Here is a 14718-nt window from a genome sequence, read left to right as displayed (position 1 = left end):
GATAGGGCGGGGATGCGGCGCGCCGCGGATCACCCGCCATGCACGATGCCCCACCGCTCGATCAATTGCTGTTGCAGGCGCTTGGCGCGGGCGTTGAAGCTTGCGGCGCCGGGCGGGCGTTCCTCGGTCCGGCTGTCGACGGCGTCGCGCCGGTCGAGATTGGCGGTCAGAATGGCGAAGGCCAGCTCGGTGCCGTCGGCGGCGGTGGCGTAGCCGGCCAGCGAGCTGACGAAATAGAGCGTGCCGGTCTTGGCCATGACGCGCACCGGGTGATCGCGTTGGGTGCGGCCCTTGGCGTCGCGCATCGGGATCGGCTTGAGCAGCGGCGCGAGTTGCCCGTCGCCATGCACCTGCGCCAGCGCGCGGGCCATGCCGCCGGCGGTCATCCGCGACGCCTCGCCCAGGCCGGAGTGGTCGACGAAAAGCGCGCCCTGCATGCCCAGGCTGTCGCGCGCCCAGTCGGTCATGGCGGCAGCGGACGCCGCGAGGTCCTTGGGCGGGCCCACGAGCTTTTTGGTGGCGGCCAGGCCCACCAGCTCTGCCGTGAGATTGGTGGAGTATTTCAGCATGCCGCGCAGGATCGCCGTCAGCTCGGGGCTGCGGTGACGCACGAGGATCCTGCCGCCCGGCGGCGCGGCGAGCGCGCCGTCATAGCTCAGGTCAATCCCCTCGGCGCGGGCGAAATGCGCGAAAACCTCGGCCGCGTAGGCCTCGGGGCGGCGCACGGGCAGCCAGCGCGTGCCGCCCTGCCCCAGCGCGCCGCGCGCCACGGTCCAGGCGTCGTGATCGCCCTCGTCGCGGTAGGTGTAGACCGGCGCGCGGCGGTCGGCGACGGCCATGCGCGCCACCGAGACCGGCGGGCGGTGCCGGTCCGAGCGGGCATCGAGCGCGACGCTGTAGCCCTGTCCCTGCCGGCGCCATTCGAAATGCACCCGGTTGAAATTGAGGGTGAGGCCCGAGAGCGTCGGGTTGTAGCCCACGTGATCGGGCTGACCGGGATCGAGCACGCGCGTGAAGGGCACCGCGCCGCCATGGGTGAAAAACCGGCCCCGGACCTCGCGCAGGCCCGACGCGGCCAGCTGCGCCGCCATGTCGGCGAGCGCGTTGGTGTCGAGCACCGGATCGCCGCCGCCGGTCAGCACCAGATCGCCGTGAAGCACGCCGTCGCGGACCTGTCCGGTCGCCACGAGGCGGGTTTCGAACCGGTGCGCGCCGCCCAGCGCGTCGAGCGCGTAGAGCGCCGTGACCGCCTTGGTCACGCTCGCGGGCGGCAGACCGGTGTCGGCGCCGTGCGATTCCAGCATCTCGCCGCTCGCGGTGTCGACCACCGCGACCCCGACCTGCCCGCCAAGCTGCGCCCCTTGCAAAAGCGCGTCGAGCGCGGGCGCGCGGCGCGTGCCGAGCCCATTGGGGCGCAGTTGCGGACGCAGCGAAACCGCGGGCGCCCCCGCGTGCGCGCCCGAGGCCAGCGCCGCAAGCGCCGTGCCGAGAAAGAACCGCCGAGAATACCCCTGTGTCATGGAGGCCAGTTAACCCAAGCCGGGCGGCACAGACAATCAGCAATTACCCGTCCAGGGTGACTTAGCCCGACGGCATCCCGCCCCAGTCGCCGCGCGCGCGGATCGCCGAGGAGGATTGCGCCAGCATCGGCACGTTGACGAAGCACCAGGTCGGCGGGTCGGCCCGGCCGAGAAGGTGGCTGTGGCGTGCCGGGATCCGGGCGGCGCGAAAGATGCGCGCGGCCTTCGACATGCGTGCCGAGATGCGCTGGCCGGGCCGGGCCAGCACCCCCATGGGCACGCGCGCCACGATCTCGCGCCAGTCCTGCCAGCGGTCGAGTTGCGCAAGGTTGTCGGCCCCCATGAGCCAGACGAAGCGCCGGTCCGGACAAGCCGTCTGCAGCCGCGCAAGCGTCTGCGCGGTGTAGCGCGTGCCGGCCTGCGCCTCCAGATCGCTGACATGGATGCGCGGATGGTCGATCAGCGCACGGCAGGCCGCCAGGCGCCGCGCCAGAGGGGCCGGTCCGTGGGCCTTGAGCGGATTTCCGGGGCTGACCAGCCACCACACGGCGTCGAGCCCGAAGCGGCGCAGCGCCTCGCGCGAGATATGCGTATGGCCCGCATGCGGCGGGTCAAAGGAGCCGCCGAGCAGGCCGATCACCTGGCCGGGACGCGAAAGGGGCAATGCATAGCGCATGGTTTTCCTTTCGCGGTCGGGCGGGCGGATGTCCAGCCCTTTCCGGCCTGCGCGGGGCCGATCCGCGCCCGAGTGGTGCCTGCAATTTTAGCCATTTCGCGGGCCGGGCAGCGACGGCTTGTTAACACGCGCGCGTCAGGGTCGGGCGAGTTTGCAACCGACAGGATCCCGCCTCGTGCCCGACGGATCAGACATCACCGGCCAGAGACCTTCCGCGCCGCCCTGCGGCAGGGGAACGGGCGCGTTTTGCCTGCAGCTTTTGCTGCGCGGGCGCGACGCGCTTGTCGTGCAGGATCTCGACGGGCGGGTGCGCTGGATGAACCCGGCCGCCGAAGCGATGTTCGGCTGGCAGCTGAACGAGGTGGCCGGCCAGCGCGGCGTGACACGGGTGCAGCCCGACGAAGAGGCCGGAACGCCGGAACAGCTTGATAATTTTCGCTACGACACGGACAGCACGATCTTCGAGCGCTATGTGATTGCGCGCCAGAAACGGCGCGACGGCAGCCTGTTCTGGAACCAGCAGAGCTTTACCCTGATCGAGCGGCCCGCGCCCTGCGCCAGCTGTGCCGCAGAGGGGCCGGACGTGGCGACGATGCCCGAGGAAATGGTCGCGATCAGCTGCCGCGACGTGACCGAGCAGATCGAGACCGAGCGCAAGCTGCGCGCCACCAAGGTCGAGCTGCAGCATGCCGCGCATCACGACGACCTGACGGGGCTGGCCAACCGCAAGCGGCTGACGGCCTATCTGCAATCCGATCTGGCGAAGCATGCGCTGGCGCGCCGGGAACTGGGCGTGCTGCAGCTTGATCTCGATAAGTTCAAGGAAATCAACGACACGCTGGGCCACGGTGCCGGCGACGCGACGCTGGTGCATGTGGCGCGCGCGCTGCGCGCGGCGAGCGGCACGCGGGACCTTGCCTGCCGCACCGGTGGCGACGAATTTCTGCTGGTGTGCCAGCGCGTCGGCACGCAGGCCGCCCTTCTGAGCCGGGCCGAGCGGATCCTGCGCGCGGTCAATCAGCCGTTGCGCTGGCGCGATCAGAGCATCCGCATCGGCTGTTCCATCGGGGCGAGCCTTGCCGAAACGGGGGTCAGCCGGGGTGAGACGCTGATCACGCAGGCCGACCAGGCGCTTTACGCCGCGAAGGAACGCGGCCGAGGTCAGATCGTGAGCTATGCGCCGGAACTGGGCCGCGCCCAGACCGATCGCAACCAGCTTGCGCGCGACATCCGCACCGCGTTGGCCGAGGAGGCGTTCGAGATCCACCTGCAACCGCAGATGCACCTGCAGCGCGGGCGCATCACCGGCTGCGAGGCCTTGCTGCGCTGGAACCATCCGAAGCTGGGCCAGCTGAGCCCGGGCGAATTCCTAGCCGTGGCGCGGCGCGCGGGCGTGCTGGCCGAGCTGGATTACCAGGCGCTCAACCTGTCGCTCGACGCGCTGGTGCGGCTTCGCGAGGCGGGATTTCCCGAGCTCGGGCTTGCGATCAACGTCTCGGCCGAGATCCTTGCGGATGCCAATTATCCCGGCCTGCTGGACTGGGCCGTGCAGTCGCGCGGCCTTTCGGCGGCGGCGCTGTGCGTGGAGATCACCGAGACGGCGATCATGGAGCGCGCCGATTGTGCGGTAAGCCAGGCGGTGGAGCGGCTCAAACGGCTGGGGGCGAAAGTGGCGCTTGACGATTTCGGCACCGGCTATGCCGGGCTTGCGCATATGTCGGCGATCGAGATCGACGCGATCAAGCTCGACAGGTCGCTGGTGGCGCGCCTGCCCGAGGACGCCCGCGCCCGCGACATCGTGCGCGCGGTGATCGCGCTGTGCCGGCGGCTGGGCACCAATGTGGTCGCCGAAGGGGTGGAACGGCCCGTGCAGGTCGAGGTGCTGCGGGCCGCGAAATGCCCGATGATCCAGGGATTCGGGCTGGCCCGACCGATGCCGGTGGCGGCCATGATCGACTGGCTGAAAACCCACGGCGCCGCGCCCGAGCGGCTTTTGGCACGCGCGCCTGGCGCGGCGCGGCAGGACTGGCACGGCTGAGCCGGCGGGCGCCGTGCGCAGCGGGCATTTCCCCGTTTGAATTCGCGCCTCACGCCTAGTATGGGACAGGATGAATGAGAAGGGCAGTTCCCTTTGGCGAGGAAAAGGCATCATGGCATCCTACCAGTACGTCTATCACATGCAGGGGGTCTCCAAGACCTATCCCGGCGGCAAGAAGTGCTTCGAGAATATCCACCTGAGCTTTCTTCCCGGCGTGAAGATCGGCGTCGTGGGCGTGAACGGCGCAGGTAAATCCACGCTGATGAAGATCATGGCGGGGCTCGACACGGATTTCTCGGGCGAGGCCTGGGCCGCGGAAGGCGCCAAGGTGGGCTACCTGCCGCAGGAACCCGAGCTCGACGCGTCTTTGACGGTGCGCGAGAACGTGATGCTGGGCGTGGCCGAGAAGAAGGCCAAGCTCGACCGGTTCAACGAGCTGGCCATGAATTATTCCGACGAGACCGCCGACGAGATGGCGCAGCTGCAGGACGAGATCGACAGCCAGAACCTCTGGGATCTCGACGCACAGATCGACGTGAGCATGGAGGCGCTGCGCTGTCCGCCGGACGACGCGGATGTCACCTCTCTTTCGGGCGGGGAAAAGCGCCGGGTGGCGCTGTGTAAGCTGCTTCTGGAAGCGCCGGACATGCTGCTTCTGGACGAGCCGACGAACCATCTGGATGCCGAGACGATCGCGTGGCTGCAGCAGCATCTCATCGACTACAAGGGCACAATCCTGATCGTCACGCACGACCGGTATTTCCTCGACGATATCACCGGCTGGATCCTTGAGCTCGATCGCGGGCGCGGGGTGCCTTACGAGGGCAATTATTCCAGCTGGCTCGAGCAGAAGGCCAAGCGGCTGTCGCAGGAAGCGCGCGAAGACAAGAGCCGGCAGAAGACGCTGGAGCGGGAACTGGAGTGGATGCGGCAGGGCGCCAAGGCGCGCCAGTCCAAGCAGAAGGCCCGGATCGAGCGTTATAACGAGCTGGCCAACCAGTCGGAGCGCGAGAAGATCGCGCGCGCGCAGATCGTCATCCCGAACGGCCCGCGCCTTGGCAACAAGGTGATCGAGGTCGAGGGCCTGAAAAAGGCGATGGGCGACAAACTTTTGATCGAGGATCTGAGTTTTTCTCTGCCTCCGGGGGGCATCGTGGGCGTGATCGGGCCGAACGGGGCCGGTAAATCGACGCTCTTCAAGGTGCTCACGGGGCAAGAGAAGCCCGACGCGGGCACGGTGGAGTACGGCGACACGGTGCAGCTTTCTTATGTGGATCAGTCACGCGATGATCTGAAGGACGGCGAGACGGTGTGGGAGGCGATCACCGGCGGGGCCGAGGTCATTCAGCTGGGCGACGCGCAGATGAATTCCCGCGCCTATTGCTCGGCCTTCAACTTCAAGGGCGGCGACCAGCAGAAGAAGGTGTCGCTGCTCTCTGGCGGTGAGCGGAACCGGGTGCATATGGCGCGGCTTCTGAAAGAGGGCGGCAATGTGCTCCTGCTCGACGAGCCGACGAACGATCTGGACGTGGAGACGCTGCGCGCGCTGGAAGACGCGCTGGTGGATTTCGCGGGCTGTGCGGTGGTGATCAGCCACGACCGGTTCTTCCTCGACCGGATCTGCACGCATATCCTGGCCTTCGAGGGCGAGGCGCATGTGGAATGGTTCGAGGGCAACTTCGAGGACTATGAGGAAGACAAGAAGCGCCGGCTGGGCCCCGACGCGCTGGAGCCAAAGCGGATCAAGCACAAGAAGTTTGCGCGCTAGATTGATGGAACGACAAGAACTAGTGCGTCGCCTTCTCGGCGTTGCAACGGATCTTTTCATCAACGACAAAGATCCGTTTTCTGTGTATTGTCTTGCAAGTACAGCGGGAGAACATGCGGCTGAACTGGCCAGACAAACGTCAGGGGAGACGTTCAACGATCAAATTCTCAAAACATTTCCAGAGAAATCTATACGCTATATCCGACAATTGAGAAATCGCGATTGGAATGCGATTAAACATGCGCGTCATCTCGACGGTTCTTTGCGCCTGCCCGAAAAAGAGCTGGCTGATTTCTCTGATATCGCAAATGACCATATGCTGTTTATTGTATGGTACGATTATGCGAGCGCAAGATTACCTTTGCCAATTGCCGTTCAGGTTTTTCAAGTTTGGTATTTCGAGATGTATCCGGAGGCTCAAGAACCAGAAGTCGACAAAACCGAGATCTTTGGCAGTTTATCGGCGTTATCAAGATCCGGATGTAAAGAAAAACTTCGGAAAAAAATTATCAAATATTCGACAGATGAAACTCTGCTCGCCCATGATAAAACAGATCAAAGACCACTGGTACTTTGAATCTTTCGACACGGCAGAACTGAGTAGCTCAGGATTGCTTAGCCGCGCGATGGCCAGACCGCGGGATGGCGATCCGACGGATGAACGACGCGCTTTATGCTGATGTGTCCGCACGAGATTTGAGCGGCGCGCCAACGGCATCCAATCGCCAGCCCGTTCGGGCGGTCTGGCGATCGCGCGGCGGCCTTCGGCCTTGACACCGCGCGGGTGTGAATAGCGACCGTTTGCGCTGTTGATCGTTGGCGTGGGCTGGGTCACAAGACACCCGGACAAAGCTGGATTTTACCATGCAAACCTTCGACATCGTGATCATCGGGGCCGGCCCCGCTGGTGCTGCATCGGCGGTGACGGCGCGGAAACGGGGCCTCAGCGTGGCCTTGGTGGACAAGGCGGTGTTTCCGCGGGCGAAGCTGTGCGGGGGGCTGGTGACGGGGCGGTGTGCGGCGCATTTGAAAGAGGTCTTCGATCTCGATCTCATTCCCGGGCTGTTCGAGACGCGCAAGAACTTCACGTTTCATCTGGGTGCGGACGATCTGGGGCGGCTCGACGATGTGCCGCCGGTTCACCTTACCATGCGGTGGGATTTCGACCGGCTGCTTTACGCCCGCGCGATCAAGGCGGGGGCGACGGATTTCACCGGGCGACGGGTCGAAAACCTCGATCTTGAGCACAACACCGTCACGCTGGAGGGCGGCCAGGTGCTGCGCTATGGCGTTCTGATCGGCGCGGACGGGGTGCAGAGCTTCGTGGCCAAGGCGCTTTTCGGGCGCGCCTTCGACCCTGAAAAAATCGGTTTCGCGCTTGAAATCGAGGCGCCGAGCGAGATGCCGGACGAGGACACGCCCCTGCGCATCGATTTCGCCGCCGCCGACTGGGGCTATGGCTGGGTCTTTCCCAAGAGCCGCAGCACGACGGTGGGGCTAGGCGGGATCCAGGCGCGCAACGCGGATATGGGCGCGGCGCTGGCGGCCTATCGCGCGAAGCTGACCCTGCCCGAGGGGGCGAAGGTGAAGGGACATTTCCTGCCTTTCGGCGAAGCCAAGACCCGGCCCGGGCGGGAAAACGTGCTTTTGGCCGGTGATGCGGCGGGATTCGTCGATCCGCTGACCGGCGAGGGGATCGGCTATGCCATCGAGTCGGGCGCGCTGGCCGCAGAGGTGGGCGCTCGGGCGATCCGCGAGGGCCGTCCCATCCTGGCGGCGGGGTATTACCGCGCGGCGACACGGCCCATCCGGACGTCGATCGCGCAGGCCCGCATGCTGCGTCCGCTCATGTTCTCACGACGGCTGCAGCCGTTCTTTGCGCGAAGTTTCGCGGCGTCACGCGGCTTGAAACGCGCGTATATGCATCTTTTATCGGGGGATACGAGCTATCCCGCGATCCTGTCGCGGGTGCTGGTGCGGCTGCCCGGCAAGATCACGCGCCACCTTGTGACGCGCGGCAGGGCCGGGTGACACCGAAACGCCACGCCAGTCGTTGAAACGACCCGGCTCACCGGGTTTTGATTTTTTTTGGAGACGGTGGCAGATTATTGCCACTTGACAGGATTGACGATTTTTTGAGGGGAAGACCGATCATGATCGACCGACGCCAATTCGTGGCCACGGGTCTTGCTGCCGCGATGCTGCCAGCCGCGGCGCGGGCCTTTGAGCTGGATTCGAAATTCATGCCGCAGGAAGTGGCGATTTCGCGCAAATACGCGCCCGGACAGCTGCTTATCCTGCCGCGGGCGCATTTTCTGTATTACATCACCGAGCCGGGGCGTGCCCGCCGGTACGGCGTGGGCGTCGGCAAGGCCGGCCTGGAATTCACCGGCACCGCGACCATCGATGTCAAGAAGAAATGGCCCACCTGGCGCCCGACGCAGGAGATGATCGAGCGTGAGCCGCAGACCTATGGCCGGTTCAAGGACAACGATTATGTCCAGCCCGGCGGGCCCGGCAACCCGCTTGGCGCGCGCGCGCTGTACCTCTTCCAGAACGGGCGCGACACGTATTTCCGGATCCACGGCACGACGGCGCCGCGGTCGATCGGCCGGTCGGTGTCGAACGGGTGCATCCGGATGATCAACGACCACGTGATCGATCTTTATGAGCGTGTGCCGGTGGGGACGGTCGTCACCGTTCTGTAAGACGCCGCATCTGCGAATTCCCTTGATTTTCGCGTCGCACACCCTCATATGGGGCGTGCGACGTTACCTCTATCGACCCCTGCTCCGAGACCCGGCTCAGTTATTCGATCTTGCACTGACACGCCGGGCTGCCGCACTTCCGCGGGCAGCGCAATTCTAAGGAGTAGACGGATGGCCAGTGGCACCGTGAAATGGTTCAATGCAACCAAAGGTTTTGGATTTATCGCCCCCGATGAGGGCGGCAAGGACGTGTTCGTGCACATCTCTGCCGTTGAGCGCGCCGGTCTGACCGGCCTGCGGGACGACCAGAAAGTGACCTTCGACATCGAAGCCGGCCGTGACGGCCGCAGCTCGGCGACGAATCTAGCTCTGGCGTAAGCTTTCACGCGATATGACACCGGAAGGGCCCTTTGCGGGGCCCTTTTCTTTTGCGCAGGGTCCTGGACGCCGCCGCGCCGCGCGCGTGCCGGGTCAGCTGCCCTGCCCTTTGGCCGCCGCGATCAGCTTCAGCACTTTCGGGCCCAGCGCCGCGACGATCTTTTCCACGCCCTCGGCATTGGGATGGATGCCGTCGGGCTGGAAATAGGGTTGCAGAGAGGCCGGGTCGCCCGCGCCCAGACCGGCGAAGAAATCCCTGAAATAGAGTGTGTTGTAGGTGTCTGCGAGGTCGGGATAGATCGCGTCGAACGACGCCTTGTAGTCGGGGCCGAAATTGCCCGGCGCGGTCATGCCGACAAGCAGGACCGGCAGATCCTGTGCTGCCGCGCTGTCAAGGATTGCGGCCAGGTTCTTGCGCGCCTCGGCCGGATCAAGCCCGCGCAGCATGTCATTGCCGCCAAGCGTGACGATCATGGCGTCGATATCGGGTGTCAGGCTCCAGTCGACGCGGGCCGCGCCGCCTGCGGTGGTGTCGCCCGAGACGCCGCCATTGACCACGGTGGCCTCGGCGCCGTTTTCATCGAGCCACGCGTCAAGCTGCGGCACGAATCCCTCGTCCGCGATCAGACCGTAGCCCTGCGTGAGGCTGTCGCCAAAGGCCAGAATCCGCACCGGATCGGCCAGCGCCGGAGCGGCCGACAGGAAAAGCCCGATTGCGGCCTTGCCCACCAGCCGGCGGACCCCATATGTCCCAAAACCCTTGCAAAACAGGCGCATTTTCATGTCCGATCCCGTGTTATCGCTGCGGCAGGCGTCGTTGTCCCTTGATGGCAACGCCGGTCTTGTGCGGATACTTGAGGCAATCGATCTCGATGTCCACAGGGGCGAGACACTTGGCCTTGTTGGGCCCAGCGGCTCGGGCAAATCCTCACTGCTGATGCTGATGGGCGGGCTGGAGCGCGCGACCGGCGGCACGGTCAAGGCGCTGGGGCAGGACCTGACGGCGATGGGCGAGGACGCGCTGGCGCGGCTCAGGCGAGACCATATCGGCGTGGTCTTTCAGTCCTTCCACCTGATCCCCACGATGACGGCGCTGGAAAACGTGGCGACACCGCTGGAACTGGCGGGCGCGGGCGACGCGATGGACCGCGCGGAGGCGGCGCTTGACACGGTGGGCCTTGCAAAGCGCGCGGGGCATTACCCGTCGCAGTTGTCTGGGGGCGAGCAGCAGCGCGTGGCGCTGGCGCGCGCGGTGGCGCCGCGTCCCGACATCCTTCTGGCCGACGAACCGACGGGCAATCTCGATAGCGCGACCGGGGCGGCGATCATCGAGCTGCTCTTCGGGCTGGCGGAGCGGCAGGGTGCGACGTTGGTGATGGTGACGCACGATCCCGCGCTGGCGGATCGCTGCGGGCGCGTTGTTCGTCTGCGCGACGGGCGGATCGACCGGGCGGCGGAGGCGGCGTGAATCTGGCCGTTGCCGTAAGGATCGCCGCGCGGGAGTTGCGCGGCGGTATCCGGGGGTTCCGGATTTTCCTCGCGTGTGTCGTGCTGGGCGTGGCGGCGATCGCCGCCATCGGCACGGTGCGGGCCAGCATCGCGACAGGGCTGGCCGAGGAAGGGGCGGCCCTTTTGGGTGGGGATGCCGAGATCGAGCTGACCTATCGGTTTGCCGATGCCGGCGAACGCGCCTGGATGGAGCGCGAGGCCACGCAAGTATCGGAAATCGCCGATTTCCGGTCGATGGCCGTGGCGGGCGCGGAACGTGGTCTGGCGCAGGTGAAAGCGGTCGATGACCTTTATCCGCTGATTGGTGAAGTGGGGCTGGACCCCCCGATGCCTCTGAACGTGGCGCTGGCGGGGGACGCGGACCTGCCGGGCATGGTGATGCACCCGACGCTGGTGGCCCGGTTGGGGGTTGAGCCGGGCGACACCGTGCGGCTGGGCACGCAGGACTTTCGCCTGATGGCGCGGCTGACGCGAGAGCCCGACACGCGCACGGCGGGCTTCGGGCTTGGGCCGCGCATCATCGTGGCCCGGGACGCGCTGGACACGTCCGGCCTTCTGGAGCCCGGTACGCTCTTCTCGGCGCATTACCGGCTCGACCTGCCGCAAGGGGCCGATCTGGAGGCGCTGCGCGCCGAGGCCGAGGACGCGCTTGCGGGCAGCGGCATGCGCTGGTCGGACGCGCGCAACGGCGCGCCGGGCGTGGCCGAGTTCGTCGACCGGCTGGGCGCGTTCCTGATCCTCGTGGGCCTGTCGGGGCTGGCGGTGGGCGGCGTGGGCATTTCCGCCGCGCTGCGGGCGTATCTGGCGGGCAAGACGCGGGTCATCGCGGTATTGCGCACGCTGGGCGCGGATCAGCGGATGGTCTTTACCGTTTATTTCCTTCAGGTGGGCGTGCTGGCGCTGTTGGGGATTGCGGCGGGGCTTGTTCTGGGCGTGGGCGCGCCGATCCTGCTGGCGCCCCTGATCGAGGCGCGGCTGCCGGTGCCGGCGGTCTTCGCCCCCTATCCCGCCCCGATGGCCGAGGCGGTGGTCTATAGCCTGCTGACGGTGCTGATCTTCACGCTTTGGCCGCTGGCGCGGGTGCGCGAGGTACGCCCCGCCGCGCTTTACCGGGGCGCGGACGGCGCGGGAAGACCCGGTGCGGGGCTGGTGGCGCTCACCTTGGCGCTGGTGGCCGCGCTGGTGGCCGTGGCGGCGTGGTTTTCCGGTAATACAACGCTGACGCTGTGGGCGGCGGCCGGCATCGCCGGGGCGCTGGCGGCGCTGTCGGTGGCGGGGCGGGGCCTGCGCGCGCTGGCGCGGCTGGTGCGGCCCCGGGTGCGCGGGCGCGTGGCCCTGGGCTGGGCGCTGGCCGCGATCGGCGGCCCGGGCAGCACGGCGGGACCCGTGGTGCTGTCGCTGGGTCTTGGCTTGACCGTTATGGCCGCCGTGGGGCAGATCGACCGCAACCTGCGCGACGCCATCGCACGCGATCTGCCGACGCGCGCGCCGAGCTATTTCTTCGTCGATATCCAGCGCGACCAGATGCCGGGATTTCGCGCCCGTCTGGACGAGGATGACGGTGTCACGCGGGTTGACGCCGCGCCGATGCTGCGTGGGGTGATCACGCAGATCAACGGCCGGGAGGCCAGCGAGGTCGCGGGCGATCACTGGGTGCTGCAGGGGGATCGCGGGGTAAGCTATGCCGCCGAGTTGCCGAAGCGGAGCACGGTGACGGCGGGCGAATGGTGGGACGCGGGCTATGACGGCGCGCCGCAGGTCAGTTTCGCCGCCGAAGAGGCCGCCGAGATGGGATTGAGCCTTGGCGACGAGATCACCGTCAACATTCTTGGCCGCGACATGACGGCGACGCTCACCTCTTTCCGTGAAGTGGATTTTTCCAGCGCAGGCATGGGGTTCATCATGATCATGAACGAGGCCGCGCTTGCCGCGGCACCGCACAGTTTCATCGCCACGGTCTATGCCGAGCCGGAGGCCGAAACCGCGATCCTGCGCGATTTGAGCAGCGCCTATCCCAACATCACCGCGATCCGCGTCAAGGACGCGGTCGAGCAGGTGTCCGGCCTTCTGGCGGGGCTCGCCTCGGCCATCGCCTGGGGGGCGGCGGCGACGCTTCTGACCGGGTTCCTGGTGCTGATCGGGGCGGCGGCGGCAGACCAGCGCAGCCGCAGCTACGAGGCGGCGATCCTGAAGGTGCTGGGCGCGAGCCGGGCGCGGATCCTGTGGGGCTTAAGCCTGCGCGCGGGGCTTCTGGGGGCCGCGGCGGGCGCGGTGGCGCTTGGCGCGGGACTGGCCGGGGCCTGGGCGGTGAGTCATTACGTGATGGGCACGGAGTTCGCGGTGGCGTGGGGCCCGGGCGTGATCGTGGTGGCCGGCGGCGCGGCGATCAGCCTGCTGGCCGGGTTGATCTTTTCGCTTGGCCCGATCTCGGCCCGGCCGGCGCGGACGCTGCGGGCGCGAGACGAGCGCGGTTGATCCCGTCCGCCGTCACGGCCTATTGAGTGGCGCACCCGACCCCCTTTTGGATTCGCCTGTGACGGGAGCCCGCGCCGAATGTCCGACAGCCTGCCCATCCCGCTCAGTTCGCCGCTGAGCCTTGCGCAAACGACCGCCATCCTAAATCTCGTGCGGCGCGCCGCCAGGGCCGAGATCCTGCCGCGCTTTCGTAATCTGGGTGCGGGCGACGTGGGCACCAAGGCGCATCGGTTCGACCTTGTGACCGAGGCCGACGAGGCCGCCGAGGCGATGATCCTGCGCGGCATTCAGCGCATGTTTCCCCACGCGCTGGTCGTGGGCGAGGAAATGGCCGCAAGGGAAGACGGCGTGCGCGCCAGGCTGGCCGAGGCGGAGCTTGCCTTTATCGTCGACCCGTTGGACGGGACGTGGAACTTTGCGCATGGGCTGCCGCTATTCGGGGTGATCCTGTCGGTCGCCCGCTTTGGCGTGCCGGTCTTCGGGCTGCTTTACGATCCGATCATGGATGACTGGATCCTCGCCGAGGAAAACGGGCCTGCGCGGATGTCGCGCAAGCAAGGGGCGGCGCGCAGCCTGTCCGTGGCCAGGGGTGGCGCACCGCAGGATCTGTCGGGGTTCGTGCATCTGTACCTTTTGCCAGAGGACAAGCGCGCGCAGGCGGCGGCCCTGCTGCCGCAATTCGCGCGCACGCAGATGCTGCGCTGTTCGTGCCACGAGTACCGGATGCTGGCGCAGGGGGCGATGGATTTCACCATCTCCGGCACGATGAACCCGTGGGACCACGCGGCGGGCGTTCTGATCTTTCAGCGCGCGGGCGGCGTGGTGCGGATGCTGGATGGCTCGGACTACAACGCGGGCCTCGAGGACGGCTATCTTCTGGCCGCGCCGGATCAGGCAACCTGGGACAAGCTGGCCGCTATGTTCGCCTTCCTCGCGGATTGAAAAGGACGATATGCTCGATTTTCTGCGACAGAACAGCGATCTGATCACCGTGGTGGCGAGTGTCGCCATGGTGCCCATCTGGATGACCTATCTGCAGCTTTTCTGGAGCAGCTACCGCCGCCAGCTGCGCGCAAGCCTGATCATCCATCCCGGGGCGGGCACGGGCATGGACGCGCAATGCCTGATCAGCAACATGAGCGCCGAGGCCATCCATGTGGAAGGCATCATCCTCGTGCTAAAATGCGGTAAGCAGCGCTGGAGCACGGCGATCACGGCGGCGGGCGGCCTGTCGGAAGAGGCGACGACCAAAAGCGGGGCACGCATCGTGACGCCGCATGACGGGCCGCTGAAATCTGGCGAGTTTCTGAATATCGGTCGGTTTCAGGACCTTGTCGAGCGCACCTACGGCAAGGCCGGAGAAAACGAGGCGTCGCCCGACCGCATGGAGTTCGACAGTTTCGAGATCTGGGTCATTGCCGATTATTCGGCCGAGCAAAAGCTGGTCTTCGCGCGCCGGGTGTTTCAGATCGCGCATCGCGACGGACGTTGGGCTCTGCGCGCCGAGCGGATGACGACGGAATCCGTGCGCGGCAAGCGACAGCGCCGGATCAAGCAGGAGCTTCAGGACCATCTTGAAAAAGCCCTGCTGCCCTGGACCGACGAGACCTAGAGCGGTCCGCGCACCGCGTATGGGGCGCGTCGCG

Annotated in this window: 13 protein-coding genes; 10 read left to right on the top strand and 3 right to left on the bottom strand. The window is 66.6% G+C overall.

Translation table 11 applies throughout. The annotated features are described in order from the left end of the window. Positions 1-29 precede the first annotated feature (29 nt). Positions 30-1520 (bottom strand): D-alanyl-D-alanine carboxypeptidase/D-alanyl-D-alanine endopeptidase, encoded by a 1491-nt coding sequence (dacB, locus tag EZV60_RS01195; RefSeq protein WP_135501324.1) that lies wholly within the window; start codon positions 1518-1520, stop codon positions 30-32. Between the two features lie 61 nt (positions 1521-1581). Beyond that, the gene (locus tag EZV60_RS01190; protein ID WP_135501322.1) at positions 1582-2196 is read right to left on the bottom strand and encodes a nicotinate-nucleotide adenylyltransferase; all 615 of its coding nucleotides are present in this window, start codon (positions 2194-2196) and stop codon (positions 1582-1584) included. 175 nt (positions 2197-2371) lie between these two features. Here EZV60_RS01190 and EZV60_RS01185 point away from each other — a divergent pair, with 175 nt between their 5' ends. The 6 genes from EZV60_RS01185 to EZV60_RS01160 all read left to right on the top strand — a co-directional run bounded on the left by EZV60_RS01185 (position 2372) and on the right by EZV60_RS01160 (position 9088). After that, on the top strand, positions 2372-4234 hold the full coding sequence (locus EZV60_RS01185) for a putative bifunctional diguanylate cyclase/phosphodiesterase (RefSeq protein WP_135501320.1): 1863 nt from the start codon (positions 2372-2374) through the stop codon (positions 4232-4234). A gap of 112 nt (positions 4235-4346) precedes the next feature. After that, on the top strand, positions 4347-6002 hold the full coding sequence (ettA, locus tag EZV60_RS01180; RefSeq protein WP_135501318.1) for an energy-dependent translational throttle protein EttA: 1656 nt from the start codon (positions 4347-4349) through the stop codon (positions 6000-6002). A 4-nt stretch (positions 6003-6006) separates the two neighbouring features. Continuing rightward, entirely contained in the window at positions 6007-6579 is a 573-nt protein-coding gene (locus EZV60_RS01175) for a hypothetical protein (protein ID WP_135501316.1), read from the top strand. A 287-nt stretch (positions 6580-6866) separates the two neighbouring features. Beyond that, positions 6867-8033 (top strand): geranylgeranyl reductase family protein, encoded by a 1167-nt coding sequence (locus EZV60_RS01170; RefSeq protein ID WP_135501314.1) that lies wholly within the window; start codon positions 6867-6869, stop codon positions 8031-8033. Between the two features lie 122 nt (positions 8034-8155). Then, positions 8156-8710: a L,D-transpeptidase gene (locus EZV60_RS01165; protein ID WP_135501312.1), complete on the top strand. Its 555-nt coding sequence runs from the start codon at positions 8156-8158 to the stop codon at positions 8708-8710. Positions 8711-8881: 171 nt separating this feature from the next. Further along, a complete protein-coding gene (locus EZV60_RS01160) occupies positions 8882-9088 on the top strand; it encodes a cold-shock protein (RefSeq protein WP_135501310.1) in 207 nt (68 codons plus the stop codon). Positions 9089-9181: 93 nt separating this feature from the next. Here the strand turns inward: EZV60_RS01160 and EZV60_RS01155 are convergent, their stop codons facing one another. Continuing rightward, on the bottom strand, positions 9182-9871 hold the full coding sequence (locus EZV60_RS01155; RefSeq protein ID WP_135501308.1) for an arylesterase: 690 nt from the start codon (positions 9869-9871) through the stop codon (positions 9182-9184). Between EZV60_RS01155 and EZV60_RS01150 the strand changes: the two genes are divergently transcribed. The 4 genes from EZV60_RS01150 to EZV60_RS01135 all read left to right on the top strand — a co-directional run bounded on the left by EZV60_RS01150 (position 9870) and on the right by EZV60_RS01135 (position 14684). Further along, entirely contained in the window at positions 9870-10556 is a 687-nt protein-coding gene (locus EZV60_RS01150) for an ABC transporter ATP-binding protein (protein WP_135501306.1), read from the top strand. The genes EZV60_RS01155 and EZV60_RS01150 overlap by 2 nt on opposite strands. Next, positions 10553-13072, top strand: a complete 2520-nt coding sequence (locus tag EZV60_RS01145) for an ABC transporter permease (protein ID WP_135501304.1) — start codon at positions 10553-10555, stop codon at positions 13070-13072. The genes EZV60_RS01150 and EZV60_RS01145 overlap by 4 nt, the downstream gene beginning before the upstream one ends. Before the next feature lie 78 nt (positions 13073-13150). Further along, entirely contained in the window at positions 13151-14014 is an 864-nt protein-coding gene (locus EZV60_RS01140) for an inositol monophosphatase family protein (RefSeq protein WP_135501302.1), read from the top strand. 10 nt (positions 14015-14024) lie between these two features. Continuing rightward, complete coding sequence (locus EZV60_RS01135) at positions 14025-14684, top strand: hypothetical protein (protein ID WP_135501300.1); 660 nt, start codon at positions 14025-14027, stop codon at positions 14682-14684. The last annotated feature ends 34 nt before the right edge of the window (positions 14685-14718 follow it).

Source organism: Roseovarius aestuariivivens (assembly GCF_004761875.1).
Classification (GTDB): Bacteria; Pseudomonadota; Alphaproteobacteria; order Rhodobacterales; family Rhodobacteraceae; genus Roseovarius; species Roseovarius aestuariivivens.
The sequence above is the reverse complement of the archived record's forward strand: the minus strand, read 5'-3'. Positions and strand labels throughout refer to the sequence as shown.